Here is a 25,896-nt window from a genome sequence, read left to right as displayed (position 1 = left end):
ACGATAAGTATGGGTTTTTGTTTTTTTAATTTATGCTGGGTTTTGTCAATCGCTTTGGGGCTTCTCAAAGCGAGAAAAAGAATTAGTCGGTGATATTGGTATAAGCCGAGGTGTATTGGTCCATCCGGCGGGGGAAAATCGGTCTAGCCGCTCCAACATGACAGATAGTCAGCCGCAAGTTGTGCGACGGATCAAGGCCAGTCTGTCAGGCACGAACCTCGAGCTCACCGGCGATTATAATCAGCGGCTGGTCTATCAGGCCATTCGTACCAAGGGACCTATTACCCGCAACGCGCTGACGGAACTGACCGGTCTCGCCAAGCCCACGATCGCGGGCATTGTGAAGAGCCTGGTGAGAAGCGAACTCGTTTCGGAGACTGGACGGATCTACGGCGGGCGCGGACAGCCCGCGGTTCATCTCGAGGCCAACCCTGAGGGCTGCTATTCCATAGGCCTGCACGTCGATGATGACCAATTGTCATTGATCGTGATTGACGCCCTGGGACATTTCGTCCGGCAATCAACAACGAGCTTGCCGTCCTCGTCACGAACCCGCGTCAACGAATTCTTTCAGCACCAGTTTGTCGACCTGACCAAAGGGATCAGCCGGGAACGGATTATTGGACTGGGAGTGGCGACGTCGGACAGCATCACATCGAGCCGAAGCTCCCATGGCGGGACCGGGAGCGAGGCAGTTGGCATCGATTTGATGGCACTTTCCGAAATAGCGCGAGACATGCCGATCTATATTGATTCCGATCTAGCCGCTGCAACGGCTGGCGAACTGCTGTTCGGCATCGGCGCAACGCTCCAAACCTATTACTTCATCCTGATGGACCTAAACCCGGTCGGGGGTCTGGTCATGCACCAGGCCTTGTTCAGGGGGGCTCATCCCAGCCAGAAGCGATTTCTGTTCCCCGACGGCGAGGTCGCCTGGTGCCGCGAAGCGGTGGCGGTAGAGCGTGAATCACGGCTATCGCATCAGGCTCCGCCCGATGTTTCCGAATCCTGGCTGAAGGCGGCGTGCAATGACCTCCTGCCGCTCCTGATTTCGATCAACTGCCTGCTGAACCCGGGCGGATTGCTGCTCGGCGGCCGGTTCCCCCAAGAGTGGTTGAAACGCCTGGCGGAACGCTGCAACGCTCTGTTGCTCAAAAGTGCACCGCAAATTCCCAGCCATGCGGGAATTCAGGCCGCACGCCTCGGCGCCGCCGTCACGCTGATCGGTGCAGCGAGCCTTCCAATGCGCGCGCGTCTGTCGCCGATCGGCGAAGCGTTGTTGAAGGGCTACGACCATGGCAACTGACACTTGGTTCGCTGTCCGGATCCTCGCCGGGTCATCCAGGTGAGCCCGTCGCGCAACATGTTTCCGTTCCGCTCCCAGCGCGGCGGAGCGACGGATGAGGAGAGCTCAGGGAAGGCTCCACCGTACCTGAAGCTCGACATTGACGCCAATCACAACCAACGGGTGGTCTTCCAGGAAATCCGCACGCACAAGCGAGTCACGCGAAGCGAATTGGCGACCATCACCGGGCTCACCAAGCCGACCATCGTCAACGTGTCGCGGCAGCTTTTGCAGGCGGGCCTGATCGTCGAGGCCGAGCGCGCGACAATTGGCCGCGGCCAGCCAGCATGGGTACTCGAGCTCAATCCCGATGGCGCCTATTCGGTCGGCCTAAACATCGACCGGGACCATCTCACGCTTGTGGCACTGGACCTGAGCGGCCGGCTCCGGGGACGCATTTCCGCTGAAATCAATTTTGCGCTGCCCGATGAAGCGCGGAGTTTTTTTGCCGATGCGTGGCAAACGTTGGCAACAAGATCGAAAATTCCCGTCAGTCGTGTGGCGGGCCTCGGGATCGCACTGCCGGACGACCTCGGAACACTCGCCTTTCCGGGGAAGCCGCCGGCTTATTCTGCCTGGGCGGACGTCGATGTCGCCGGGCTGTTTCGTTCGACCTACCAGGGTCCGACCTTCGTTGAGAATGACGCCGTCGCTGCGGCAATCGGCGAATCACAGTTCGGTCACGGACTGGATGCCCCGAGCTTCGTCTACATTCTCATCAGCGTCCTGCTTGGAGGCGGCATTGTCATCAACCGGAACTACTTCAGAGGGGAGAACGGACGCAGCGGCGAAATCGGATACATGCAGGTGAAAACTCCGGCCGGTGTCACTTGCTCGCTGCAGGATGTGGTTTCTCTTGGTGCCTTGTCGGAACGTCTGAAGAGCCATGGAATAAAGATCGCGCGTCCCGATGACCTGACGCATCTCGACGGGGCGGGCGCAATCCTAGTCGATGAATGGCTTGAGGAAGCGTGCGGGTATCTGACCAGCATCTTCGCGCAGATTAGGCAGTTCATCGATCCCGACGCGATCATGCTCGGCGGGCGTCTGCCCGAACATTTGCTCGACCGCCTGGCGACGCTGTGCCAGCAGCGACAAGAAGACGCCCGCTCGGCCCAGTGGATCGACGTCCGCCGCGCCAAGCTGTCATCCGACGCGCCGGCGATTGGGGCAGCTATCCTGCCGTTTCAGAACTTGCTGCTTCCTTCGCTGGAGATGCTCGAGCGGTTCTAGTCCCCGCTCCGTTTTTGCTGACGCGCGAGGTCTGCAATCGCAAGGCCGCCCATCAATCCGGAAACGGGGTACAATTTGGCGAGAACGATGTCGTCGGCCGCAAAGCCCGAGAAATAGTCTTGAGCCAGAACGTCGAACTGAGTGTGCACCCTCGCCAGCAGTCCTTCGGTTCCAATCACCCCACCGCCGAGGACGATCTTCTCGGGTGCAAGCGTTGCACGAACATTGACGCAGGCCTGCGCCAGATAGCTGGCGATGATTTCGTGGCCCGGATGGTCAGGACCCAGTTTCGACAGCGAGCTATCCCAGCGGGCGTGGATAGCCGTTCCGCTTGCGAGTCCCTCGAGACAGTCGCCATGAGCTGCGCAGGCACCCTCGAATTCATCCTGGGGGTGGCGGCGGATGAACATGTGGCCCATCTCCGGATGGCTTCGGCCGGACAGCATCTTCCCATCCAGGACTGCTCCGCCACCAATGCCGGTGCCGATCGTCAGATAACAGAGCCGCGCGCATCCTTGGCCGGCGCCCCAGCGCCATTCGGCCAACGCGGCGCCGTTGACGTCGGTATCGAGCGCGACCGGGACACCGTAAGATCGAAACGGTGTGATCAGATCCGTGCCTTGCCAGGAAAGCTTTGGTGTCGGCCCCAGCCGACCCCAGGTGACGGACCCCGGGTCGGTATCGATCGGGCCGAATGTCGCCATTCCGATAGCCGAGACCGGACCATCCTTCGCAACCTCTGCATCAAGCCATTCGATCAAGTCACGAATGGTTTCACTCGGCGAGCGGGTTGCGAACTGGGCCTGCGTTTGAAGGACCCCGTCTGACCCGCCAATTCCAACGTTGAACTTGGTGCCGCCCGCCTCAATCGATGCAAAACGCGCCGAGGGAAGCGAATGGCTGGGGTGGAACGGTGAATCCATAAGGGTCAATGTCGTTATCCAGGCGATCCAGCTTGATTGGACAGCTCGAAGCCCCCTTTTGAAGGGAGACAGGAGGCCTTGCGAGCGAGGCGCCCAGATTACATTCCGGCGCGCCCTTTTGAGAAAATCAGGCCACCCGCATTGCTGGCAATTTTTGCAGGTGGCCTGTCTTCTCCTGACCCTAGAACTTTACCCGGGCGCCGACGCCGAAACGGCGACCGTAGCCTTCGTAATCTTCGATGCGGTCGGGCACGCCCCAATATTTGATCGATTTTCGATCGGTCAGGTTGAGCGCCTGCGCGAACACAGCGAGGTTTTTCGTCACCGTATATTGAATACTTGCATCCAGCTGGCCGTACGACGCCTGGAATTCATCATTATGAACCGACTGGCCGTTCACCGTTACGACGTTGCCGCTCAGAACCTGAGCATTCCGCCAATTGTAGGCGGCCCTCAGCTGAAGGGGACCCTTTTCGTAGAAGCCGATCAAATTGTAAGTGATCGCGTTCTTAAAAGCCCTCGACGGGTGAGTATAAGAATAATTGGCCTGGACCCCGAGCCCATCGAAGGGGGCGGGCAACATGCCGAATGTATACTGGCCGGAAACTTCAAATCCGGTGTAGTGTTCGGAATTGATGTTAATCGGCTGAAAGACCGTAAACGGCTGTCCCAGAAAAGTTATACTGGAGATGCCGTTGCCAAGGAGGTTGGTGACGAACTTCTTGTAGAGCGCAAGGCTCAAGAAGTCGGAACCTCGATGCCAAGTTAGCGCAGCATCGTAGTTCCAGGCCGACATTGGCTTAAGATTGGGGTTGCCCTGGCTGATCGAAAACGGCGGGCGTTGAATGCTGTAGCTCGCCTCGATCAGCAGCGCCGACAAGGTTGGCCGCGTCAGCGTTTCTGCGACCGCCAATTGCGCCATGAGATTGGGAGTCAAGTCGACTTTGAGATTGGCGTTGGGGAGCAACCTGAAATAGTGGCCCCGCTGCTCAATCGGAGACGGCGGGCCAAAAGCCAGCTGGTTGGCATTGCCCGGCACCAAAATCGGCTGTGCGAACGAGCCGGTTGATATCGTGCTGGTCTTCGTCGCACGCAGTCCGATGTTGCCTGACCAGCCGTGATCGCCGCCAAAGGCCGCTTCGATGAAGCCGCCCGTTGTTTTCTCCTTCACTTCACCGCTGCTGCTCGGAATTAGTCGCGCTGCGAAACCGCCGCCGTTGGCTGCCAGCGCCGCTTGTTGCGCGGGAGTGTAGGTCGCGACAACCGCCGGCGAGAGTAGATAAGCGTCAAATGCCGCATCGCTAAAGCCAGGCAGCCCGGACGTGAACATCCCGGTGCCAAAAAGGTTATTGATCCCCCTCACAGGAGTATACAGGCTGGCGGGGAGTACTATTCCATCGCCCACAGAGGTGAGGTCGACCCCGTTGATGACCGGCGTCTTGACCGTCAGCTGCGTTTTCGACCGGTGCGAATAGTTCAGTCCGGCCTGGATATCCTTTAGAATGCCGGAACCGACTTCATACCTCAGGCGGCCATCGAACTGGTAGATCTTGTCGATGAAGTCCTGACCTTCGTAAGTATGAAAGCCAGTAAGCAGCGACGGCGATGGCTGCAAATTGCCAAGATTGCTCATTACGGGCAGATTATTCGGTCCAAGATTGAACGTGGCATTCGGCAGGGCGCCGTAATCCGACTCAGACCATGACTGGTTGCCGCCGTTATCATTGGTCGCCTTGGACCAGGACGCGTCGAAGACCATCGACAGGCGCGGTGTCGGATTAAACCTGGCGTTGAACCCCAGCTCTTTTGTTTCCGACAATTCAGGGCGCACATAGTTGACGATACCCGAATAGCCGGTCCCGCCCGTATAGCTGGTGACAGTGCTGTCCGAAGCGACCGTGACCGTACCCGACGGATTGTTGTTTCCGGTGAAGAAGCCCTGCGTGTTGTCGTTAATATTGAATTTCGAATACAGCCCGTCGATGGTGAACAGCAACTGATCTGAGGGTCTGAACTGCGCAACCAGAACAGCAGACTTGCGCTCACGGCTTGTCGGATTGACTTCCCATTCGGTGTAGCAAGGAACAAATCCGGAAACGGTTCGCCCACCTACGGTCACGTTCGATGGACTGTTGAGGCACGCCGAAAAAATGCGCTTATTTTCGACCTTGCGGTTGATGTAGGAAGCCGCAGCCAGAAAGCCGAAGCGGCCGTCCGCCGTCTTTGTACTGAACAGGGCGGATGCCTGCGGTGTGACGTTACGGCGCTGCTGATCGTAATTGCCCTGCACTGAAGCCGTGAAGGTATTCCGCTTCAAATCCAACGGCCGGAAAGTCATCATATTGACCGTTGCGGCAATTCCGCCTTCGGGCTGATCGGCGGTCGCTGACTTTGAAACGTCGACGCGCGCGATTAGCTCGGCCGGGAGAACGTCAAAATCGAATTCGCGGCCTCCGGAATCGGTTGCGAGCACTCTCCCGTTGTAGAGCGCCGAGGCGAATTCCGGAGAGAAGCCCCGCACCGAGATCTCGGTCGGCTCGCCGGCCGACTGTCCGCTGCCGTTCACGGTGTTGGTGGACACGACGATGCCCGGGATTCGCTCGATCGCTTCGGCGATATTCTGGTCAGGCAGCTTGCCGATGTCTTCGGCCACGAGCGTGTCTTGAATGTGATCGGCGGTCAATTTGATATCGAGCGCCTTCTTCAAGCTGGCGCGAAGACCGGTGATGACGATGTTCTGCGATTGGTCCGGCGCCGTGGCAGCGCCAGGCGCGTTGGTTGCGTCCTGAGCGTGGGCCGCGGTCGCGACGAATGACAGGCTCGACGTTGCCGCCAGCATCGCGGCGAATGACAGTGTACTCGGCTTCCTCATGATTTAAAAATCCTCTCCCTCTGAGAGCCCCGAGCACGTCGCAACGATTCTTCTCGTCATTGCTTGTTCGCGTTTCAGGTCTCGAAAATTCAACGAGATGCCGGCCGAGCTCCTCTGGAGGCGCAGGCACTGCCGGTTCGCCGATTAAAGCAAATTGTCATTCTGATCGCCGTGCTTCGGCAGCCTCCCCCTCCAGTCGAGAGCGCATCAAGGTCCGCTCTCCCCCAGAGCTAAACCGCGATCCAAGCTGCCCGAATCCCCTCGACAGCCCAAATTTTAGTTTAGCATGTTGTTTTTCTATAATTGCGAAAATAGCGGGTCAATCGCTAATTTGTGCGGTTGGTCAGGGGGCGTGCAAACGACCCAGCCCCGGAGTTCAACTGCGCTCGGCAACACGGGGAAAAAACCTGCCTCCAACATAGCGCAGCTTCGCGGTAAAAGAGATTGGCTTGCAAAAGTTAGTGTTATCCACTAATTTAAGGCCATGGAACGAGCGATAACAGCAAGCGAGGCCAACCAGCACTTTTCCGAACTGCTTCGCGATGTCGTCAACGGACAGAGCTTTACTGTAACGTCACGCGGACGTCCTGTAGCGCGTGTGCTGCCCGTCGATCGCGACGAAGAACGCCGTTCAGTTCGACGGTTGTTGAAATTCTTGGCGGATTTGCCCGTACGTCATTCTGGCAATTGGTCGCGCGACGATCTTTACGAATGATTCGGGTCGCCCTCGACAGCAATGTCCTGGCATATCTAGCGGGGGTCAGTCGATCTGGCGAAGATGACGCGAAAATAAGCGAGGCTCGCTCGTTGATAGAAGGGCTCGCAGAACAAGTCAGCCTTGTTGCACCGGCTCAGGCCATGGGCGAATTGTTCGTGGTCCTTCGCCGCAGTGGCGCTCCCGCGGACGAGGCCCGCGCGATCCTCATTGAATTCGCTGAAGCGTTTGGGACCTCGGCTTCCGAAACGAGCTCCGTTCTCGCGGCCGCGGATCTGGTGGTCGATCATAAGCTGCAATTTTGGGATTCGCTGATCCTGACAGCCGCGGCAAATGCGGGCTGCACTCTACTCTTGTCGGAAGACATGCAGAGCGGATTCGTCACACGCGGCGTCACGATCGTTGACCCTTTCTCCAAGCCTATCCATCCGAAGTTGGCCGCTCTTCAGCGCACGGATTGAACGAGGCTTGATAGGATGAACGATATAGACTAAGGCTTGTGGACTAAGTTCTGGAGTTTAGCACATGCCGACGGTCAACATTCATGAGGCGAAAACTCATCTGTCTCGCCTGGTAGAGCGGGCTGCACGAGGGGAGATATTCGTGATCGCCAAAGCCGGGCGCCCAATGGTCAAGCTTGTTCCGATTGGCGCGGCGGAGGTGGCGACGCCGAAGCGGCTCGGCTTCCTCCAGGGAGTATTCAAAGTTCCTGCCGATTTTGACAGGATGGGCGAGGAAGAAATCGAAAGCTTGTTCGGCTGACGCGCGTGAAGTTGCTTCTCGACACGCACCTGCTTTTATGGATGGCTGCCGAGCCATCAAAACTCCCGAAGAAAGTTCGCTCACTACTTCTCGACAGCGATAACGACCTGTTTTTCAGCGCTGCCAGTATTTGGGAGATCGCGATCAAGTCCCAACTTGGACGGACCGATTTTGCCGTGGATGCCCACCTACTTCGGCGGGGACTTATCGACAATGGGTATCTCGAATTACCAATCAACGTCGAGCATGCTTTGGCACTGCTTGCACTTCCGCCGTTGCACAAAGATCCCTTTGACCGGATGCTCGTCGCGCAGGCAACGGTCGAGGGCTTCATCCTCCTGACTTCAGATGCGCAAGTTGCCGCTTATCCCGGCCCCGTCCGGAAAGTCTGAACTAGGCGTCTTGTGAGCAGAACCGGCGCAAGACTCACGGCTGGTCGAAAAGCAACCGTGCAACGAGAGCGGCCAAACCTGCTCCAATGAGCTGTGCGACAATGAACAGCGGGACATCACGAACCCCTAACCTCTGCAGTGTGATTGCACCAAAAACGGCGCATAATCAGCTTTAGTGCATCATTTTTGGTGCAAATAATGAAGGTGCGTTTGAAAGTGATTGCGCGGATTGGGGCAGATTAGAAGCTTCTTTTGTGCGTCTGGCGCGTCAAAATGATCGTTTCCCGCAGGAAAATGAGAGCCCAATTGGCGATACACTGCGATCCGGACTGGCTGGCAAATTGAAATATCGCATGAGAGTTGGATTACGGGTCTTGCGGCCTGGAGAGCTGTTGAAGGAGTTAAGATCATGAGCAAGGCTTCGTATCCGCTTAAGCTACCGGCATCGGTCAAGGCAGCAGCGGCGCGGCTCGCCAAGGAAGATGGCGTGTCCTTGAATCAGTGGATCGCCGTTGCAATCGCACAGAAGATCGGAGCCGTTGAAACTGCCTCCGACTTTCTTAAGCGACGTGCGGGGAAGTCGCGGCCCGAGGATATGCTGCAGTTCCTCGACAAGGCGAAGAAGGAACCTCCTCCCATCGGAGATGAGATTTAGCGCTTTTGTGGGAGCGGCTGGTGGAGTCTGCGCTGAAGCGAGTGTTGCCGGCGCGACGCCCAAGACGCTGAGACACACGATGTTGACGTGGTTAGCCGAACGAGGCGTTCCCTACGAGCAGCGGCAGATGCTGGCTGGCCACGCGCGCACGGGCACAACGGCGCGCAATTATGAACACCTGTCGCCCAGCTACCTCAAGGACGCAGTCAAACAGATCGACGCCTTCTTTCGCGAGCTGGCAAAACATTCAGATCTCGTCCGCAAAGGACCCTCTCAGACCCGATAGCGAACGGCCGACCTTGGCCGGAAGCGGACCGTCTGATTACGGGTAATTAACTGTCCAACGGGGACATCAGGCTCGGAGCAGCGTTTCCTTTCAAGGCCGGGCCTCTCCACTCTTCTGACGAGCGCGCACTTTAAGGAGGTCCTGGCGAGAGATGATCCCGATGACCCGCCGGTCCCGGTGATCCACGATCGGCACTCGTCCGACCCCGGTTTTAACCATCATGTCCGCGATCTCGCCGCATGGCGTCTCGGGAAAGGCGAAGGCGGTGGAGAAGTCCGACAAGGCATCCGCGAGTTTGCCTTCGCCGGAGCGGCCCACCGTCCACTGCAGGGCATCGCTCCGCGACACGAGGCCGAGCAGGTGCCCCTTCGTGTCGATGACCGGATAAGAGCGGTGCTCCGCTTCATCTGCGAAGAACTGCACCACCTGATCGAGCGGCATTCCGCCCGCAAGTGTTTGGGGCGGCGAAGTCATGAGCTGCCCTGCTTGCAGGAACTCGAGGGCATCGACCGAATATTCGCGCAGAATGTGCCGGCCACGCCGAGCAATCTTCTCGGTCAGGATCGACCGCTTCATGATCAGGACGCTGACGGCATAAGCTGATGCGGCGGCTGCGATCGTTTCGGGAAGCGCTGGCAGGTGATTGGTGAGCTCGGCTGCAAATAACGCGCCGGTCATCGGTGCCCGCATGACGCCGCTCATGATGCCTGCCATCCCGATCATGGCCCAAAAGCCGGGATCACCCGGCAGATACTGGCCAAGCAGGAAGCCGAGACAACCACCTAGGATTAGCAGCGGAGCGACGACGCCACCCGAAGTGCCGGAGCCGAGCGCAATCAGCCACACCGCAGCCTTGACGAAGAGCAGCGTCACCACCGCCTGGACGAGCAGGCTGCCGTTCAGAAGGTCCTGGATGCTTCCGTAGCCGGCGCCGAGCACCCGGACGTCGAAAATCGCCCCCACGCCAACCAGGACCGCGCCGATGGCGGGCCACCACATCCAGTGGATGGGAAGGGCGTGGAACCCGTCCTCGATCCGGTAAAGCAGGAACGATAAGGTCGCAGCGAGAAAGCCCGTCAGCAGGCCGATGCCGGCTGCGATCGCAACCGGCTCCATCCCAGCTGGCGTCGGCGCGGCGAAGGGGAACAATGGGCCGGAGCCGATCAGCAGCGGTCTCCAAGCGAGCGCCACCAGCACCGCGGTCACAACCGGAACGAAGCTGCGCGGCTTGAGCTCGAACAGCAGAAGTTCAACGGCGAGCATGATCGAAGCAAACGGGGTTCCGAAGATTCCCGTCATCCCCGCCACCGCACCGGCGACGAGAAGTGTCTTCCGTTCGGCTGCGCTCAGATGGAACAGCTGCGCGAACAGTGATCCGATCGCGCCGCCGGTCATGATGATGGGGCCCTCCGCCCCGAACGGCCCGCCGCAGCCGATGGAAACCGCGGACGATAAAGGTTTGAGCAGCGCAACCTTCAACGACAGTCGGCTCTCACCGAACAGGATCGTTTCAATCGCTTCAGGAATGCCGTGGCCGCGGATCTTGTCGGAGCCGAAGCGGGCCATCAGGCCGATGATCACCCCGCCGACCACAGGGATGATCACCAGGAGCAGCGGATTCCGCGTGACGATCGCCGCCGGGGCGAACGAGAAGCTGCCGAACCAGAAGATGTTGGTGGCGAGCCCAATCAGCTTCAGCAGCAGCCAGGCGGCGATGGCCCCGCCGGTCCCAGCAACCGTCGCCATTGCAGCCAAAATCAACATTCTGTGATCCGCACTATAGTCGGCGAGACGTGGGCGGCTGGGTGATGGGATCGTGGCCATGACCGAGCGCTTCACGCGATCGGCTGAACGAAAGCAAGGATCAACTTAACGAAAGCTAAGGATCAGCCGACGACTTCAAGTGGCCGTTAGCGGACCGTCGGATAATGGCAGGTTTCGACCCAAAGCGGACATTTGCGCGGCACTTACTCCCTTTCGTCGCATAACCGACATTACTGCTGGAGAAGTATGCCGTGAGTTGCTAGCGGTGAGTGGCCCTGACGACGATGCCGTTGGGACTACCCGGAAAAGACAGATGCCAGAGCCGATCATTCTGCTCGTGGAGGACGAGCCGCTCGTCTTGTTAGTTGCCCAAGACGCCCTGGAAGCAGGAGGCTTCACCGTTATTCCCGTTCAGCTTGCGTCAGAAGCGATAAGCTTGCTCGAAAAGAGGAGCCCTGAATTATCGGGGCTCGTGACAGACATACGCCTGCCCGGCGGCCCTGACGGTTGGGATATCGCCCGCCATGCACGCGAGCTGCGGGCAGACCTGCCGGTCGTCTATACGACCGCGGACAGCGCCGGCGAGTGGCCAGTTCAAGGCGTTCCGAACAGCGTCGTGGTTCAGAAGCCTTATGCGGGAGCCCAGCTGCTCACGGCAATCTCGACGTTGATGACGGCCGCTGACACAAACAGGACTACCTGAACGACCGCTTTCCACCCATTCCTGCCATTAGCCGAGCGCCTGACCTTCTGTTACGTTTCCGTATCGCTCCGGGACCGCGCCAATGCATGTTCATCTTCCGAAACCGCTTCACGGCTGGCGGGCCTTCGTTGGAGAAGTGGGCATCATCGTGCTCGGTGTATTGATTGCCTTGGGAGCCGAGCAACTCGTCGGGCAGGTTCATCAGAGGCAAGAAGCTGCGCAGGCGGATGACATCATTCGCGGTGAGCTGGCCTTTAACCTCGGGCGCCTCCAATCTCGATCGCAAATCAGATCGTGCGTCGATGCGCGAATTTCGCAGATCGAACGGCTGCTCGATGCGGCGGACAGTCAACCCATCCTTCCGCACCCTATCTGGATCGGCAGGCCACAATATTGGACATTGCAAAGTTCCCGTTGGGACGCCGAGTCACAAGCTGGGCATGCAGCGCTCATCAATCGCGCTGAACTGGCTCGCTATGGATTCATCTATGCACTCATGCGCGACACCGAAAGCGAAATGCTGTTGGAGCAAACGGACTGGGCGAAGTTGCGGATGCTGGAACGTCTTCATCGGTTGAATGAGCCCACGCTCGCCGAACTGAATTCAGCAGTCCAGGACGCCCGCTATCGAGCCTGGCGCGTTGCCCTGATCAGCAGTGAGATTTCGACGGGAGCCAAGGAGCTGAAGCTCGCAGCAATTCCCAATTCGTCCCCTGCTACGCGCTCGGTCTGCTACCCGATGAACACGACCCGGGATGCGGCAAATCGGCTAAGTAAATTGCCCTTTGGGGAGCCGTGAGCGACTTGCCGGTTATGGCAACTTTCCACCTGCCGCTAGCGGGCCGCGAGCCAGGCTTCGCTGCAAACTAGGATAAGCTGTCGCCTGGCGTCGGGCTTCGTCAGATATTCTTCGACTGCTTCACGATCCTCACTCGGCAAACGCCGGATAATTCCCGACACGCTGCGGCACTCGCCCGATCTTGCCAGATCAAATGCCCGACCTATCGCTGCTTCCGCTGCCATCACCGCCCTTTAGCGCACGCGCACTAGTGACGCGCCCGAATGCGAGGAATGGGTGGAAAGCGGACATTGCACGCCGCCACGTCGCGCTAGCTCGTTGGTCGGCAGAGCGCCTTGACTGCCTTTGCGGTGAGCGGGGTTTCGACCACGAGGGAGGGCTTGACCCCTAGTTGCGCGCCCACAGCCACGATCTGCGGCAGGTACGCATCCAGCTTGTCGGCGGCGACCTGAGCGCGTGAGCGCGCCTGCCTGACCATGGCGAGATCCTCCGGGCCGAGGCCGCCGGGGTCGTCGAGCTCACCGAGCACGCTCCAGGCATCCGTCTCATCGGCAGCCCTTTGGGCGTACCAATTGAACTCGTCGTACAGCTCCGCATAGCCGACGCGGATGTTTAGCGGCATATGCTCGGCGACCTGTCCTGTCGTTGCGGTCTGCCAGGCGTTCGTGCGCGGCCGCCATAGTTGCGGCTGGCCGAGCGGCGGCCGCGGTTTGGAGCCATTGCGGGCGTTGGGAGCGGCGAGCAAGGCGCGGATTTCCTGAAGACGGCGATCGATACATGGTGCCTCCTGCTGCCGCTTGACGACGGCCCCGAGATTGTAGGCGACCTCGCGGTTCAGCGCTCGACGCGCGTCGGCAACTTCGCTTCGCCAGTGCAGCATTTCGACGGCCTGCTCCGCCCCAAGCGCGATGAGCACGCCGAGCACAATAATGCCAACCTCGCCTGCGAATTCGCGCCACCCGTGCAGTGGCTTGGGAACGTGGAAATGCATGCGGCCGTCCCCTCAACAACGAGCGCAAGCCTAGCAGAAGCCTTCTTGTCGGCAACGGTTGGGTCAGTGGAAGTCAGCGGGAACGGCAAATGGTCCTGCGAATGATCCGTAACCGTAGCGGTGGGCGATGGCGTTCTGCATCGACCCCTGGTCCCAATAGGGCACCATGATCAGAAGCAGCAGAAGGACGAGCAGGACGATGTTCGCACGGCGCGAGCGAAGGATCAGGATCGCGACCATCGTCGCCTCAATGGCGAGATTGTAGGGCACGGTCCACAGCCAGAACACTTCCGGCTGGTGCGCAACCCTCTCCTCAAAGATGGGCAGATAAGTGACGTGGATCAGCATTTCGCCGGCGAGCAGCAGTCCCACAATGAAGCGCTTCCGCTCCTGGTAATAATCAGCGAGCCGTTCATGATCGGCCTCGTCGTGCGGGAAGACCGTGGCAGCGGCGAGATAGAAGCAGATCGCGATCAGCACCGGTGCCCACAGGCCGGCGAAATCCACCGTTACGTCCTTCAGCGACAGCCAGCTGTCGACCCACGTCGAACAGATGTCGACGAGGATGAAGAAAGCTAGGAGCGCCGTTTGCGGCTCAAGCTTCCTGAGTGCCTTGGCGCGGGCCATGTGCGCGAAGCCGCCGAGCAGTTCGGTCAGACCAAGCCCAAGGATGAGGCTGTAGAAGGTGATGAAGTAACTAAAGCTGTCCATGGCGGCTCCCCGCGATCGGCCGAGCATGACCGAGCCTTTGTGAATAGGAAGGGACGTTGGCCACGCGACCGCTCACCCGGTCGGCACAACTATCGACCACGGAAGTGCTCCGGTCGTTCATGCCCCTCTCCTATTGCACTGACGGGCTTCGAAGATTCGCGCTCAGAAGCCCGGCGCTCGCCTTCGCTTTAAGATCGGGGACGACCACGCAGTCTCCGTACATCGCGCGCGCTTCGGCCGTCAGCTCGCGCTGGATCGACTCGGGCACCTGCGCACGCAGCGCTTCCATTCGCGTCAGCATCAGCTGCGAAGTGTTGACGAAGCGCCGGTTTGCAAGCCGCAGCTGTGCGGCATCGACGCGAAGCGACTTCCGGTCCGCCGGCGACGCGCTTCCCGACGCAGCAAGATCGGCGCGCAGCTGGGTCACCAGCCGCGCCTCGCGCTGATCCTCCTCCGTCAGCTGGGGAAGGAATCGATAGGGGGCCGACCAGGCAATGAGCCGATCCGCACCCATGTGGCTCCCGACATCAGATGCCACGACGATCTTCCAGGCTTCGCTGTCCCAAGTGCGAAATGGAGGGTCGTAAGCAGCTGCCCATTTCCTGAGCTGATCGGGGGGCGCGGCATTCGAACCGTCGCGAATCCTCGTGATCTCTTTGTCGAGACACTCGCCGATCAGTTCGCGCGCATAGGCTTGCGGGCCATCGTCATCGGCGAGTTCGATCCGCATAGCGCGCTCGGCGCCCTCGACCTTCTCGTGCCACTGCCACCCGTCGACGACCTGCTCCAAGGCGAGCGCGATCAAGACGCCAAGGACGATAATTCCGACTTCGCCGGCAAACTCGCGCCAGCCGTGCAGCGGCTTCGGTAGATGGACGTGCATGCGGCCGGTCCCCCCAGCATTGACTGAAAAACGCTAACAGCGGCCGCAATGGGTCGAGGCGTCCGTTGCTGGCCGCTCAGACCTACTTTGGCTGCCCACCGATCCCACTATTGCCGTTGAGAATTTGCAGCGCGCGATCCCGCGGCGTGTCGATCGGCAGGCACACCGCGTGCGGCAGGGCATAACCCTCGAGCATTGCTTTGGGGGTGAAGTCTCCGAGGCCCAGCGCTTTTGCTCGCTGAAACGCGATCTTCGCTCCGACACTCGTTTCCCACAGCTCCAGTCGGCCGGTTTGCAAGGCCGACGTGAAATGCACCCGCCCCGCCGAACCGAGCGGTCCGCTCCAGCTCTCCAGTCCCCTCAACTGCGCCCACGCGTCCTGCTCTCGCTCCTCGGCGCTCAGAAACTGCTTGGTTGCAACGTACACGGCGCCGAGGCGACTTTGCTCGTCGGAGGTGAATAGGCTCGCGCGGCCGCTTGCAGTGGCGGCCTGCCAACGTTCGTCCGAGCTGAACCAGATGGCAGGTTGTCCGATCCACTTGGGTTGAGGCGACATCGGGCCATCGCCTGCCTTGCTGAGGACCGACCCGATTTCGTCTAGCCTGCGCTCGATGCAGGCTTGAGTCATCATACGAGCCTTCATGTACGAGAGGTTTAACTTGATTTCGGCATGGATGGCCTCTCGCGCCTGACGCTCGCTCACTCGATCGTGCACTGCCGAAACGACCTGCTCCAATCCGAGCGCGATCAACACGCCAAGGACGATAATTCCCACTTCGCCCGCGAACTCGCGCCAGCCATGCAACGGCTTCGGTAAATGAAAATGCATGCGGCCGCTCCTGAGCAGTTACGCCGACGTAACAGACCCTGCTATCTCTGCAACGCCGAAGGAAAGCTGAGACTTGTGCGTGCACGTCAGGCGCCGCATTCATCTGGTTTGGGGGATCGATGAGCGTTTTCGAATATGTATTCTCGCTCTACTCCTTGCTTCTTGGGCTAGCCTTGGCGCGCCTCCTGAGCGGGCTTGCGAAGGTTGTAGAGGCGCGGGGGAAGGTTCGCCTCGGCTGGCCAACTGCGCTGCTGGCGTTCGTCATGATGTCCAGTCTGACGATCTTCTGGGAGATCGCATGGCGCGCACGCGACGCTGTCCCGGACAATTCGGCGGCATTGTTCGCGTCTCTGATCATTTGCAGCCTGCTCTACTTCGCGACGGTCCTGGTCCTGCCCAGCGATACAGCTCAGCGTGGCGACCTGGATGAGCATTTCTTCGCCGAAAAAGGGAAGGTGCTCGGGTGCTTGCTCCTGGCGAACGTTCTGGCCTACGGATCACGTTACGGCCTCATGGGCTGGCAAAGCTTCGCTTATTTCAGCTGGGCGGATTGGGTTGAGCTTTCACTGTTCTTGGCTGGTTGCGCGGCCGGCATCTTCGTGAATGCGCGGAGGCCGATCATCGCTATCCTGGCGCTCCTTCTTTTTCTGAACTTGATCGATCCGGTTTCAACTCTGTTGGAGCGCTAGGCTGAGGACGGCAACTTTGGGTCGAAAGCAGACGTTGACGACCGTCCGAACGAGCGACCGCTTCTGGCACCAGCGGCTGTGACGGCGAACGGCGGCTAAGGGCGCTTAGCCGCCCCTCTCCTACCCGTGGCTAGTTTTGGCGGTTAGCCTCCCGGCTGTATTTGGTAGCTTTCGACCCATATCCGACATTAGACGGCCTCGTCTCGTCGTGTGCCGACATTTGCTGCTGGAGATGCATGACCTGAGTTGCTAACGCCAAATGGCCCCGCGATGATTGCCGCGGTTGGCTACCGGAAATGAGAAATGCCAGAGCCGACCATTCTGCTCGTGGAGGACGAGCCGCTCGTTTTGTTGGTTGCTCAAGACGCACTGGAGGCTGGAGGCTTTACGGTCATCCCGGTTCAAATCGCATCGGAAGCGATAAGGATACTCGACACGAGATGCGCTGAGTTAGCGGGCTTTGTGACCGACATTCGCCTACCCGGTGGCCCTGATGGGTGGGAAATTGCTCGCCACGCGCGCGAACTCCGAACCGACTTGCCGATCGTCTACACTACCGCCGACAGCGCGGGAGAATGGCCCGTTCAGGGAGTCCCAAACAGCGTCGTGGTGCAGAAGCCTTACGCAGGGGCGCAGCTGCTCACCGCTATTTCTACCCTGATAACCGCGGCCGGCACTAACAGTACGAGCTAGCTGCGGCGTTCCCCCTAGCGCGGGGCTCGAAATTCATAACGGCCAAATCTTCGATCCTTCGAATTAATGCGAGGTTCTTGGAAATAAAGCGTATAGTGCCCTCTCCGCGTTTTTGACCGGCCATTTCGGGCCGGCTCAACGCCCGGCGTTTCTGCCGAGCCAATCGCAGTCCCGCGACGATCTCGGTCTCCGAAGGCCTTGGCCATGGAATTTATTACGCCCCTGCGCCCCGACGCCGCCGCCAGCCTCGCGTTGGCCTTGATAGAATCATCCCAAGCGCCATTGCTGGTGCTTGACGACCGGTGCGTGGTCATTAGCGGCAGCGCATCATTCTGTAGCGCCTTCGGGATTGATCCAAATACCATCGAAGGCATCGCGCTGGCGAACATCGGTAACGGTGAGTGGGGCGTGCCCCAGCTCCATTCGCTGCTTCGGGCGACCCTTGCGAGCAATGCCGCGGTCGACTCCTATGAAATGAACCTGGTTCGCGACGGGCATGAGACGGCCTGCGTGTCGATAAATGCGCAACGCCTCGACCTTGGTGGCGGCCAACAGCCCATGATTGCAATGACGGTCACGGATATCACGTCGGCTCGGCTGGCGGCGAAATTGAAGGACGAGCTGGTTCAGGAGAAGCAGGTACTGCTCCGGGAACTTCAGCATCGCGTTGCCAATAGTCTTCAGATTATTGCCAGCGTGCTCATGCAGAGCGCCCGCCGGGTTCAGTCCGAAGAAACCCGCACCCACCTCTACAGCGCGCACAATCGGGTCATGTCGATTGCCACGCTGCAAAAGCAGCTGGCCATAACGTCCAACGACGATGTTGAGCTTCGCCCCTACCTTAGGGAGCTGTGCGACAGCATCGGGGCTTCGATGATCGACGACGCGGAGCGAATCTCGCTGTCCTCGACTGCCGACGAAAGCAAGGCGACTGCCAACGTGTCGGTCAGTCTCGGGCTCATCGTGACGGAACTGGTCATCAACGCGCTCAAGCATGCCTTCCCGGATCCGAGCCAGAACGGCTCGGTCACGGTCGACTATGCTGCGAAGGGACAAGGATGGACGCTTAGCGTTGAGGATGACGGAGTTGGCATCGGCGTGGGTGATGGCGCGGGAACGCCGGGCCTTGGCACTGGCATCGTGGATGCGCTTGCCAAACAACTCGGCGCAACCGTGACGACCAGCGACAACGAACCGGGCACGAAAGTGTCGGTCGAGCATCCTTAGAAGGTTAAGTGCGAGGCCCCCTGTGAGTGATCATCACGAACCCGAGCAAGAGGCGGCGCTCTTCTACATCGAAGGCCCCGACGAGCACGGCTGCGTTTGGATGCACGGTGCCAGTTCCAAGGACCCATGGGCCCGGAACCTGGGTCCGACTGGCAAGGTCGCTGAACTCCTGTCGCAGTGGATTTCTTCCACCATCGGTGCGGAAACGCGTAAGATCGACGCCGAGGAAGCGAGGGAGCTAGACGCATAAATGACCGTCGGTACGGTCGAGCGCGCCTTCCAACTCGCGCCACAGTGCAAGACGCTAGAGGAGCTTCGCTCCAAGCTCGCCAGGGAAGGTTACACCAACGTCGACGCGCATCTGAAAGATTCGCTTCGCCGGGAGCTGAAGAAGCGCCTTGGATCAGGATCTTAGGAATTAGCAGCGACTAAACAGCCGCAAGGGCGACTGGCAGCTTTCCCCTTAAAGCGGACACCAAATTGCTGCAGGGTCATTTCTCCTCGGGCAATTCGTGCATATTGACCACACGGAGTTGTTGACGAGTGGCAAAATCGGAATCTCTTGAGCTGATTACAGGTCACGATGCGGCTGTTGCCGCGGAAATGCCCGCGCTGTGGGAATTTGCTGGGCGTGGAAAAGGCCTTGGCTGCTTATCCAATCATAGGTTTGCCCAGGGTGAACTGATCTGCTCGTCTGGCGACCGGATAGACAAGCTGCACATTTTGGAACGAGGCATCGTTGAGCTCTGCCAACTCCACGACGCCGCGGAATGCAGCGTGCTCCTGCTGTCAGCAGGCGACTTATTGTTTCCCGCGGCCGGATTGTTCAACGAACCATGTCTAACCTCGGCTCGCGCGATAACGCCCGTTCGAACCGCCGCGCTCGAAATTGAGGCCGTAAAGGCGGAAGCTCAGCACAACCCAGCTGTTGCGATGGAGTTAAGCCGTGCCGTGGCTGGCCAATGGAGAATGGCCGTTCGCCATATCTTGGACCTTCGATGCCGCAGCGTCCCACAACGCCTTGCCAAGTTCCTATTGCGACTGGTCGACGAGAGTTCGCACCCAGACGAAGCGGAGCTTCCTTTCTCGAAGGGCGCCTTGGCCGCGCGCATTGGCACCACCCCAGAGACCCTTTCCCGTGCCATTCAATCGATTGCGACAATCGGACTGCTACTTCGGGGACGAAAGATCATCCTGCGGGACAGATCGCTGGTAACAAGGTTCTGCGAACCGGTCCTTTATCCAGGCGAGGATGAAAGAGGACTGAAGGTGCACGCTTACTAAGCTTCGCGAACTTCGTGCATCCCGGCCGCGGCTTCGCGGGCAGTGCGGTTAATTTTTGATTTAAGTCAATTGACATTGCAGCGTGGCGAAACGCATCTGGCTGAGGCGGGGGCCGAAACAGGAGGTCGTCACGACGCTCGCCCGCGCCGCCGTAGTGATCGTCAGCGTTTCGAGCATTCTCGCCGGATGCGACAATCGCCAATCCTCAGCTGTGCAGGGACGGTCAGTCGCTTCGGCGTCTTCGGTCCGTGGGTCGTTCAATCAGGCACCGGGCGGGTCGCCTGGCGAGTGGACCAGCCAGGCTCGCGATTACGCGAATAGCCGATTCAGTCCCTTGAATCAGATCAACCGGTCCAATGTCGGTCGACTGAAGATTGCATGGACTTTCTCTGACGGCGCCCTGTACGGCCATGAAGGCGCGCCGCTTGTGGTTGGCGATACGATGTACACGGTGTCGCCGTTTCCCGACCGGGCGTTTGCGCTCGACCTGACTAAGCCCGGCCCGGCATTGAAGTGGATGTACGATCCCAAGCCGCTTCCCGCCGCACTCGGCAAGGCTTGCTGTGACGCCGTTTTGCGTGGCTGGGCGATCGGGGGCGGTAAGCTCGTCTATAACCTGCTCGACGATCACACGATCGCGCTGGATCTCAAGACGGGCAAGGAATTGTGGCGCACAGAGCTCGCAAACGTCGCAAACGGCGTCACGATGACGTCCTCGGCGTTCATCGTCGGCAACAAGGTGTTCGTTGGAAATTCCGGTGGCGAAATGGGAGTTGGCGGCTGGCTTGCGGCGCTCGACCTTAACACCGGAAAAGTCCTGTGGAAGGCCTATTCGACGGGTTCCGACAAAGACGTCAAAATCGGATCGAGGTTCAAGCCTTTCTACCCTCAATACAAGGGTAAGGATCTTGGGCTCACCTCCTGGCCGGCAGGCATGGCGCCACACGGAGCGGGCGCGGCCTGGGGCTTCATCAGCTACGATCCCGAAACCAACCTCATCTTTTATGGCACTTCGAACCCCGGACCGCGGGTTCCGGCACAGCGGCCGGGCGACAATCTTTGGACCAGCACAGTCTTCGCGCGCGACGCAGACACTGGTGAGGCGGTGTGGGCTTATCAATTCACCCCGCACGACCAATGGGATTATGACGGCGTCAACGAGATGATGCTTCTGGATCTCCCCATCGATGGGAAGATGCGCAAGACACTCGTCCACTTCGATCGCAATACTTATGCTTACGTGCTGGACCGGACCAACGGCCAAGTCCTCCGTGCCGACACATTCGCTCCCCAGACGTGGAGTCTCGGGTTCGATTATAAGACGGGTCGGCCAATCGTGAATCCAGCGATGCAGCCAAGGCCCGAGCAAAAGCTGCGCGTCTGCCCACCGGATATTGGCCAGAAAGACTGGGAGCCGCCGTCATACAGCCCGCGCACCGGTCTCCTCTACGTCGGCATCTTCAACATCTGCATGGACCTGACTGATCACAAGGTCAGCTACATCGCGGGAACTCCCTATGACGGCATGGAAATGAAGCGCATGTCGGTCGATGGGCCGAACGGGGGCTGGGGCGCCTTCATTGCATGGGATCCGGTTCGTGGCCGCGTTGCATGGCGAATTCCCGAAAAGTTCATGGTCATGTCCGGCGCGGTGGCAACCGCCGGCGACATTGTCTTCTACGGGACCAGTGACGGCTGGTTCCGAGCCGTCGACGCAACGAACGGCAAAGTCCTGTTCCAGCAGAAATTATCGAGCGGCATCATAGGTCAGCCGATCACCTACTTGGGTCCCGATGGCCGTCAGTATGTCGCTATTCCATCGGGAGTTGGTGGAGCTGCGTCGGTCCAAGCAGCAAGAGATGGATATCCGGCGCGCGGATCGACCCTCTACATTTTCTCGCTGGACGGAAAGGGCGTCCAGGACGGGCGGGTCAGCGGGTCGTGAAAGCGGCATCCGTCATTGCGATCGCGCTCGCATCAGCCGTCGGCGGTGCGGCCATGACCGGCTGGGCGATCAGCAGTGGAAAATCGCGGACACCGGCCGGAGTGATGGCCACCAACATCGGTTATACCGGCCCGGCCGGCGTCCCGGTCGGAGCGCCCCCCGGTAATCTGCCTTGGCCGGGTATCGCGCTCGCCAATCCCTACGGTAATTCGCCTTCAGCGATCGCCCACGGCAAAAGATTGTTCGGCGCGATGAATTGTGCGGGCTGCCACGGCTATACGGGCGCCGGCGGCATGGGCCCGCCACTTAACGATTCTTACTGGCGGTACGGCGGTTCGCCGGTGGAGATTTACAAATCCATTTACGAGGGCCGCCCAAAAGGAATGCCCGCGTGGGGGGTTGCCCTTCCGCCGAAAGAGATCTGGGCCTTGACGGCTTATGTGAGCTCACTGGGCGGAGGCAAGGAAGCCTCGAATGTCGATCCTTCGCGAGGCAGCAATTCGCAGGGATCAGCCGGAAACGAGCCCAAGAAGAGCGCCGCGGGCATTGAAGGCCAGTGAAGCGCCGGATTGCCCTTTTCACGACGACGGCGCTTGCCGGGTGCGCCTCCACCCCACTCAGTTATCTCCAAGGAAGCGGAAGCCGCTCTGGCGATTTACTCCAGTCGCTGGCCTGGGGATTTCTTGCAATCTCCGTCGCCGTTGTACTCATCATCGCTGCGCTCATTGTTGCGGCCACGCAGCGAGCGCGCGGCCGCGGAGCCCGCAGCGCCCCCGACGAAGTTGGACGGGAAGGCGGGGGCGTTTCCGCAATCTATTGGGGAGCAGGACTGTCGATCCCCGTTCTCATCGCGATGGCAGTCTGGAACTTCGTCCTGGTCGAGGCGGTCGCCACGCCGCCGCGCCAGCCCGGCCTTGCAGTCTCAATAACCAGCCACCGCTGGTGGTGGGAGTTGGACTATCAATCGGCTCAGCCATTCGGAACATTGCGAACGGCGAACGAGCTGGTCATCCCCACGGGCGTACCCGTTCGGCTCGACCTCCAGAGCGCCGACGTGATCCACGATTTCTGGGTCCCGAAGCTCGGGCCAAAGATGGACATGATTCCCGGGCGTACCAACCACACATGGATCGAAGCCGACCGGCCGGGAACCTACCGCGGCCAGTGTGCCGAATTCTGCGGAGCGGAGCATGGTCGGATGAGTTTCGTGGTGCACGCTGTTCCGCGGGTCGAGTTCGAGCGCTGGCTTAACCACCAGCGGCAAGCGGTCAGCACTGGCGGGCCGGCCCAAGAGATTTTCGAAGCCAAGTGCGGCGCATGCCATGAGGTTCGCGGCACCGGCGCTGCTGGTATCTTCGGTCCGGACCTGACCCACGTCGGGAGCCGCACCACGCTTGCCGCCGCGATGATGCGAAATACGCCCCATAATCTGGCTCTTTGGTTGGGCGACACCCAAGGGGTGAAGCCGGGCGCCGAGATGCCCCAAACCAAGCTCGACCCCGTCGAGCGTGCCCAACTCGTCAGCTGGCTGGAGTCGCTCAAATGAGCACGACCTTCGACCGCGCGGCGGCACTTTCCCCTAGCAGTACTCAAGACCCGGTCGATGAAGCCCCTCCAGCGTCCCCTGTACCCGCAGCTTTCGACCGAAAGTTGCAGGAAATGTGGGAGGATTCGCCTGGATTGCGCGGCTGGTTCGGCACGGTCGACCACAAGCGCATCGGAATCCGCTACCTGATCACGGCGTTCATTTTCCTCGCGATCGGCGGCATCGAAGCGCTGGCGATGCGCGTCCAGCTCGCTCAAGCCGACAACCATCTTCTGTCACCCGAACAGTATGACCAGCTGTTTTCGATGCACGGCGTGACGATGATCTTCCTTTACGCCATGCCGGTTCTCTCAGGCTTTTCGAACTACCTCTGGCCGCTGATGCTCGGCAGCCGCGACATGGCCTTCCCAAGGCTCAACGCGCTCAGCTTCTGGCTCTACGTCGCCGCCGGCCTTTTCCTTTATGTCAGCTTTCCACTCGGTGCGGCGCCCAACGACGGCTGGTTCAATTATGTGCCAAATGGGTCGGCCGAGTTCGACCCCGGACCGAACATCGATGTCTATTGCCTCGGCATGATCTTCCTCGGGATCTCAACCGTCGTGGGAGCCGCGAATTTCGTCGTTACGTTGCTCCGGATGCGGGCTCCGGGCATGTCGCTCAACCGGTTGCCGATCATCGTCTGGGGTACGCTCACCGCATCCGTCGCCAATCTGCTCGCAATTCCGGCGGTGAGTCTGGCTTGCCTGATGCTGTGGCTCGACCGGAACGTGGGAACCCACTTCTTTGAGATCAGTGGCGGCGGGCAGCCGCTTTTGTGGCAGCATCTGTTCTGGAGTTTCGGCCACCCCTGGGTGTACGCTGTCGTCCTTCCGGCAATGGGCATCGTGAGCGACGCGCTGCCAGTTCACTGCCGTAGACCCCTCGTCGGCTACACGCTCGTGGCCATGGCTACGGTGACGACCATGGTGATCGGCTTCGGGGTCTGGCTTCACCATATGTTTGCCACCGGGTTGCCCGCGCTCGCACTGAGCTTCTTCTCCGCCGCAAGCTTTGCGATTGCTATTCCGTCTGCAATTTCGGTCTTCTCCTGGATTGCGACGATCTGGACCGGGCGCGTGCGGATCACGGTACCTTTCCTGTTCTTCGCGTCAGTGATTTTGCTGTTCGTCATCGGCGGCGTGTCGGGCGTGATGACCGCGAGCCTTGCGCTCGATTGGGAGCTGACCGACACCTATTTCATCGTTGCTCACCTCCATTACGTGCTGATCGGGATCAACCTCTTTGCGGTGGTTGGTGCAATCTATCACTGGTTCCCAAAGATGACGGGCAGGATGATGAGCGAGCGTGTCGGTCGCTGGGTCTTCGTCCTGATGTTCGGCGGTTTCAACCTGGCGTTCCTGCCAATGCATTGGCTCGGCCTGCTCGGAATGCCGCGCCGGGTCTACACGTATGGCCCCGACATGGGATTCGGAGCCACCAATCTCATCGTAACGATCGGCGCCTTCCTGTTCGCCGTTGGAATTGGGCTATTCTTCGTTTCCATGCTCGTAGCGCGCCTTGTTGGCCGCCCGGCGGGACCGAATCCATGGGACGGGCCGAGCCTTGAATGGTCTATTTCCTCGCCACCGCCGCCGTACAATTTCGCCATCATTCCGCTGATTGCGTCCCGGCACCCGCTCTGGGAGAATCGGTTGCTGGAGCATGGTGAACCGCACAGTCGGCTGGCGGAAGGCTATCTCCTCGACGAGGGTAAGGAGACTCTCGGAGTGACGCCGCTCGATGGAGAGCCCGACGTCATACTCAAGATGCCGGGCGACAGCCTCCTGCCCGTGGCGCTCTCGGTGGCACTCTTGCCCTTGTTCGGCGGTCTCTTGCTTGAACTCGCGTGGCTTGCGGGCGTCGGCGCGTTCGCGGTGCTCATCATCCTGATCCTGTGGTTCCGGCCCCACATTGCGACGCGATCTGAGGAGAGGGCCCGCGTTTATGGCTAGGGCATCAACCGCTTCGACGGCGCTTCCTGTCCATGGCCAGGGGCTCGTTGGGACACCCTGGTGGGGAATGCTGTGCCTGATCGCCACCGAGGGGATTCTCTTCGTCTATCTCATCTTCTCGTATGGCTATCTCGCCAGCCAGTCCCGCGGTCCGTTCGTCCCGGGAGGCCCGCCCTCCCTCGATCTCGCTCTTCCTGCAACGATCTTGCTGCTGGCCTCGAGCGGGACCGCAGAATGGTCCAAGCGGATCGCCCGCCGCGGAAATCTGGGCCTGTCGAGGCTCGCTCTCGGATTGACGCTGCTGCTCGGTAGCGGCTTCGTGGTCTTGAGTGGCATCGAGTGGAGTAAGAAACCCTTCGCGTTTCAGGATTCGGCTTACAGTTCGATCTATTTCCTGCTGACCGGGACCCATCTTACCCACGTCATTGCGGGTCTCATCGCCCTGCTCGTGCTACTGATCTGGTCGCTCATGGGACGCGTTCACGGAGGCCATGACCAGCATCGAACTTTGGTCACGCTTTACTGGCATTTTGTCGACGTGGTCTGGGTGTTTGTTTTCGCCACCGTCTATCTATCGCCGAGGCTCGTATGAGCGAACCCGCAGTTCTCGAGCAGAAGGTCGGCCACCCATCCCCGGGGAGATTAAAGCTCGGACGAT

28 protein-coding genes are annotated in these 25,896 nt (G+C 59.9%); 21 read left to right on the top strand and 7 right to left on the bottom strand.

Features of this window, described 5'->3' with window-relative positions; translation table 11 throughout:
• Positions 1 to 181 precede the first annotated feature (181 nt).
• The gene (locus tag V8192_RS05930; RefSeq protein ID WP_341632121.1) at positions 182 to 1,306 is read left to right on the top strand and encodes a hypothetical protein; all 1,125 of its coding nucleotides are present in this window, start codon (positions 182 to 184) and stop codon (positions 1,304 to 1,306) included.
• 3 nt (positions 1,307 to 1,309) lie between these two features.
• Positions 1,310 to 2,578 carry an ROK family transcriptional regulator gene (locus V8192_RS05925; protein WP_341632120.1) on the top strand — a complete coding sequence of 423 codons (1,269 nt, stop codon included), beginning with the start codon at positions 1,310 to 1,312 and terminating at the stop codon, positions 2,576 to 2,578.
• Here V8192_RS05925 and V8192_RS05920 read toward each other — a convergent pair.
• Positions 2,575 to 3,501 (bottom strand): ROK family protein, encoded by a 927-nt coding sequence (locus V8192_RS05920; protein ID WP_341632119.1) that lies wholly within the window; start codon positions 3,499 to 3,501, stop codon positions 2,575 to 2,577. The two genes, V8192_RS05925 and V8192_RS05920, sit on opposite strands and share 4 nt — an antisense overlap.
• Before the next feature lie 181 nt (positions 3,502 to 3,682).
• Positions 3,683 to 6,340: a TonB-dependent receptor gene (locus V8192_RS05915; protein ID WP_341632118.1), complete on the bottom strand. Its 2,658-nt coding sequence runs from the start codon at positions 6,338 to 6,340 to the stop codon at positions 3,683 to 3,685.
• A 517-nt stretch (positions 6,341 to 6,857) separates the two neighbouring features.
• On the opposite strand from V8192_RS05915, the gene V8192_RS05910 reads away from it, so the two are divergent.
• The 6 genes from V8192_RS05910 (at position 6,858) to V8192_RS05885 (ending at position 9,183) form a co-directional block, all read left to right on the top strand.
• Entirely contained in the window at positions 6,858 to 7,088 is a 231-nt protein-coding gene (locus V8192_RS05910; RefSeq protein ID WP_341632117.1) for a type II toxin-antitoxin system Phd/YefM family antitoxin, read from the top strand.
• Entirely contained in the window at positions 7,085 to 7,549 is a 465-nt protein-coding gene (locus tag V8192_RS05905; protein ID WP_373276317.1) for a PIN domain-containing protein, read from the top strand. The genes V8192_RS05910 and V8192_RS05905 overlap by 4 nt, the downstream gene beginning before the upstream one ends.
• Before the next feature lie 64 nt (positions 7,550 to 7,613).
• On the top strand, positions 7,614 to 7,850 hold the full coding sequence (locus V8192_RS05900) for a type II toxin-antitoxin system Phd/YefM family antitoxin (RefSeq protein ID WP_341632115.1): 237 nt from the start codon (positions 7,614 to 7,616) through the stop codon (positions 7,848 to 7,850).
• A gap of 5 nt (positions 7,851 to 7,855) precedes the next feature.
• Positions 7,856 to 8,242, top strand: coding sequence for a type II toxin-antitoxin system VapC family toxin (locus V8192_RS05895; protein WP_341632114.1), 387 nt, complete (start codon positions 7,856 to 7,858; stop codon positions 8,240 to 8,242).
• 409 nt (positions 8,243 to 8,651) lie between these two features.
• Complete coding sequence (locus V8192_RS05890) at positions 8,652 to 8,897, top strand: toxin-antitoxin system HicB family antitoxin (RefSeq protein ID WP_341632113.1); 246 nt, start codon at positions 8,652 to 8,654, stop codon at positions 8,895 to 8,897.
• Positions 8,887 to 9,183: a tyrosine-type recombinase/integrase gene (locus V8192_RS05885; protein ID WP_341632112.1), complete on the top strand. Its 297-nt coding sequence runs from the start codon at positions 8,887 to 8,889 to the stop codon at positions 9,181 to 9,183. Before V8192_RS05890 ends, V8192_RS05885 begins: the two co-directional genes overlap by 11 nt.
• A 90-nt stretch (positions 9,184 to 9,273) precedes the next feature.
• On the opposite strand, the gene V8192_RS05880 is transcribed toward V8192_RS05885, so the two are convergent.
• Positions 9,274 to 10,929 (bottom strand): chloride channel protein, encoded by a 1,656-nt coding sequence (locus V8192_RS05880; RefSeq protein WP_373276316.1) that lies wholly within the window; start codon positions 10,927 to 10,929, stop codon positions 9,274 to 9,276.
• A 331-nt stretch (positions 10,930 to 11,260) separates the two neighbouring features.
• Between V8192_RS05880 and V8192_RS05875 the strand changes: the two genes are divergently transcribed.
• The gene (locus tag V8192_RS05875; protein ID WP_341632110.1) at positions 11,261 to 11,650 is read left to right on the top strand and encodes a response regulator; all 390 of its coding nucleotides are present in this window, start codon (positions 11,261 to 11,263) and stop codon (positions 11,648 to 11,650) included.
• Between the two features lie 136 nt (positions 11,651 to 11,786).
• Positions 11,787 to 12,449: a hypothetical protein gene (locus V8192_RS05870; RefSeq protein ID WP_341632109.1), complete on the top strand. Its 663-nt coding sequence runs from the start codon at positions 11,787 to 11,789 to the stop codon at positions 12,447 to 12,449.
• A 310-nt stretch (positions 12,450 to 12,759) separates the two neighbouring features.
• Here V8192_RS05870 and V8192_RS05865 read toward each other — a convergent pair whose 3' ends face one another.
• The 4 genes from V8192_RS05865 to V8192_RS05850 form a co-directional block, all read right to left on the bottom strand.
• The gene (locus V8192_RS05865) at positions 12,760 to 13,440 is read right to left on the bottom strand and encodes a hypothetical protein (protein ID WP_341632108.1); all 681 of its coding nucleotides are present in this window, start codon (positions 13,438 to 13,440) and stop codon (positions 12,760 to 12,762) included.
• Positions 13,441 to 13,503: 63 nt separating this feature from the next.
• Positions 13,504 to 14,151, bottom strand: a complete 648-nt coding sequence (locus V8192_RS05860; protein ID WP_341632107.1) for a hypothetical protein — start codon at positions 14,149 to 14,151, stop codon at positions 13,504 to 13,506.
• Between the two features lie 130 nt (positions 14,152 to 14,281).
• Entirely contained in the window at positions 14,282 to 15,034 is a 753-nt protein-coding gene (locus V8192_RS05855; RefSeq protein WP_341632106.1) for a hypothetical protein, read from the bottom strand.
• A gap of 82 nt (positions 15,035 to 15,116) precedes the next feature.
• Positions 15,117 to 15,863 (bottom strand): hypothetical protein, encoded by a 747-nt coding sequence (locus V8192_RS05850; protein ID WP_341632105.1) that lies wholly within the window; start codon positions 15,861 to 15,863, stop codon positions 15,117 to 15,119.
• Between the two features lie 173 nt (positions 15,864 to 16,036).
• Between V8192_RS05850 and V8192_RS05845 the strand changes: the two genes are divergently transcribed.
• The 11 genes from V8192_RS05845 to V8192_RS05795 all read left to right on the top strand — a co-directional run bounded on the left by V8192_RS05845 (position 16,037) and on the right by V8192_RS05795 (position 25,830).
• Complete coding sequence (locus tag V8192_RS05845; protein ID WP_341632104.1) at positions 16,037 to 16,552, top strand: hypothetical protein; 516 nt, start codon at positions 16,037 to 16,039, stop codon at positions 16,550 to 16,552.
• A 303-nt stretch (positions 16,553 to 16,855) separates the two neighbouring features.
• A complete protein-coding gene (locus V8192_RS05840) occupies positions 16,856 to 17,245 on the top strand; it encodes a response regulator (RefSeq protein ID WP_341632103.1) in 390 nt (129 codons plus the stop codon).
• A gap of 204 nt (positions 17,246 to 17,449) precedes the next feature.
• On the top strand, positions 17,450 to 18,472 hold the full coding sequence (locus V8192_RS05835) for a sensor histidine kinase (protein ID WP_341632310.1): 1,023 nt from the start codon (positions 17,450 to 17,452) through the stop codon (positions 18,470 to 18,472).
• Positions 18,473 to 18,494: 22 nt separating this feature from the next.
• Positions 18,495 to 18,722, top strand: coding sequence for a hypothetical protein (locus tag V8192_RS05830; RefSeq protein ID WP_341632102.1), 228 nt, complete (start codon positions 18,495 to 18,497; stop codon positions 18,720 to 18,722).
• The gene (locus V8192_RS05825) at positions 18,723 to 18,887 is read left to right on the top strand and encodes a hypothetical protein (RefSeq protein ID WP_341632101.1); all 165 of its coding nucleotides are present in this window, start codon (positions 18,723 to 18,725) and stop codon (positions 18,885 to 18,887) included.
• 128 nt (positions 18,888 to 19,015) lie between these two features.
• Complete coding sequence (locus V8192_RS05820; protein WP_341632100.1) at positions 19,016 to 19,756, top strand: Crp/Fnr family transcriptional regulator; 741 nt, start codon at positions 19,016 to 19,018, stop codon at positions 19,754 to 19,756.
• A gap of 82 nt (positions 19,757 to 19,838) precedes the next feature.
• On the top strand, positions 19,839 to 21,701 hold the full coding sequence (locus tag V8192_RS05815; RefSeq protein WP_341632099.1) for a PQQ-dependent dehydrogenase, methanol/ethanol family: 1,863 nt from the start codon (positions 19,839 to 19,841) through the stop codon (positions 21,699 to 21,701).
• Positions 21,698 to 22,261, top strand: a complete 564-nt coding sequence (locus tag V8192_RS05810; protein WP_341632098.1) for a c-type cytochrome — start codon at positions 21,698 to 21,700, stop codon at positions 22,259 to 22,261. Before V8192_RS05815 ends, V8192_RS05810 begins: the two co-directional genes overlap by 4 nt.
• Entirely contained in the window at positions 22,258 to 23,247 is a 990-nt protein-coding gene (gene coxB / locus V8192_RS05805) for a cytochrome c oxidase subunit II (RefSeq protein WP_341632097.1), read from the top strand. Before V8192_RS05810 ends, coxB begins: the two co-directional genes overlap by 4 nt.
• Positions 23,248 to 23,360: 113 nt before the next feature.
• Positions 23,361 to 25,238, top strand: coding sequence for a cytochrome c oxidase subunit I (ctaD, locus tag V8192_RS05800; protein WP_341632096.1), 1,878 nt, complete (start codon positions 23,361 to 23,363; stop codon positions 25,236 to 25,238).
• Complete coding sequence (locus V8192_RS05795) at positions 25,231 to 25,830, top strand: cytochrome c oxidase subunit 3 (RefSeq protein ID WP_341632095.1); 600 nt, start codon at positions 25,231 to 25,233, stop codon at positions 25,828 to 25,830. Before ctaD ends, V8192_RS05795 begins: the two co-directional genes overlap by 8 nt.
• Positions 25,831 to 25,896: the final 66 nt, after the last annotated feature.

This window comes from Sphingomonas agri (assembly GCF_038148795.1).
Taxonomy (GTDB): domain Bacteria; phylum Pseudomonadota; class Alphaproteobacteria; order Sphingomonadales; family Sphingomonadaceae; genus Sphingomicrobium; species Sphingomicrobium agri.
Note: the sequence above shows the minus strand (reverse complement) of the source record. Positions and strands in the feature narration are given on the sequence as shown.

Coding starts and splice junctions, on each gene's coding strand:
- V8192_RS05920 (WP_341632119.1), bottom strand. CDS start 3,501: ATGGATTCACCGTTCCACCCCAGCCATTCGCTTCCCTCGGCGCGTTTT.
- V8192_RS05915 (WP_341632118.1), bottom strand. CDS start 6,340: ATGCTGGCGGCAACGTCGAGCCTGTCATTCGTCGCGACCGCGGCCCAC.
- V8192_RS05910 (WP_341632117.1), top strand. CDS start 6,858: ATGGAACGAGCGATAACAGCAAGCGAGGCCAACCAGCACTTTTCCGAA.
- V8192_RS05905 (WP_373276317.1), top strand. CDS start 7,085: ATGATTCGGGTCGCCCTCGACAGCAATGTCCTGGCATATCTAGCGGGG.
- V8192_RS05900 (WP_341632115.1), top strand. CDS start 7,614: ATGCCGACGGTCAACATTCATGAGGCGAAAACTCATCTGTCTCGCCTG.
- V8192_RS05890 (WP_341632113.1), top strand. CDS start 8,652: ATGAGCAAGGCTTCGTATCCGCTTAAGCTACCGGCATCGGTCAAGGCA.
- V8192_RS05885 (WP_341632112.1), top strand. CDS start 8,887: ATGAGATTTAGCGCTTTTGTGGGAGCGGCTGGTGGAGTCTGCGCTGAA.
- V8192_RS05880 (WP_373276316.1), bottom strand. CDS start 10,929: ATGGCGACGGTTGCTGGGACCGGCGGGGCCATCGCCGCCTGGCTGCTG.
- V8192_RS05875 (WP_341632110.1), top strand. CDS start 11,261: ATGCCAGAGCCGATCATTCTGCTCGTGGAGGACGAGCCGCTCGTCTTG.
- V8192_RS05865 (WP_341632108.1), bottom strand. CDS start 13,440: ATGCATTTCCACGTTCCCAAGCCACTGCACGGGTGGCGCGAATTCGCA.
- V8192_RS05860 (WP_341632107.1), bottom strand. CDS start 14,151: ATGGACAGCTTTAGTTACTTCATCACCTTCTACAGCCTCATCCTTGGG.
- V8192_RS05855 (WP_341632106.1), bottom strand. CDS start 15,034: ATGCACGTCCATCTACCGAAGCCGCTGCACGGCTGGCGCGAGTTTGCC.
- V8192_RS05850 (WP_341632105.1), bottom strand. CDS start 15,863: ATGCATTTTCATTTACCGAAGCCGTTGCATGGCTGGCGCGAGTTCGCG.
- V8192_RS05840 (WP_341632103.1), top strand. CDS start 16,856: ATGCCAGAGCCGACCATTCTGCTCGTGGAGGACGAGCCGCTCGTTTTG.
- V8192_RS05835 (WP_341632310.1), top strand. CDS start 17,450: ATGGAATTTATTACGCCCCTGCGCCCCGACGCCGCCGCCAGCCTCGCG.
- V8192_RS05825 (WP_341632101.1), top strand. CDS start 18,723: ATGACCGTCGGTACGGTCGAGCGCGCCTTCCAACTCGCGCCACAGTGC.
- ctaD (WP_341632096.1), top strand. CDS start 23,361: ATGTGGGAGGATTCGCCTGGATTGCGCGGCTGGTTCGGCACGGTCGAC.
- V8192_RS05795 (WP_341632095.1), top strand. CDS start 25,231: ATGGCTAGGGCATCAACCGCTTCGACGGCGCTTCCTGTCCATGGCCAG.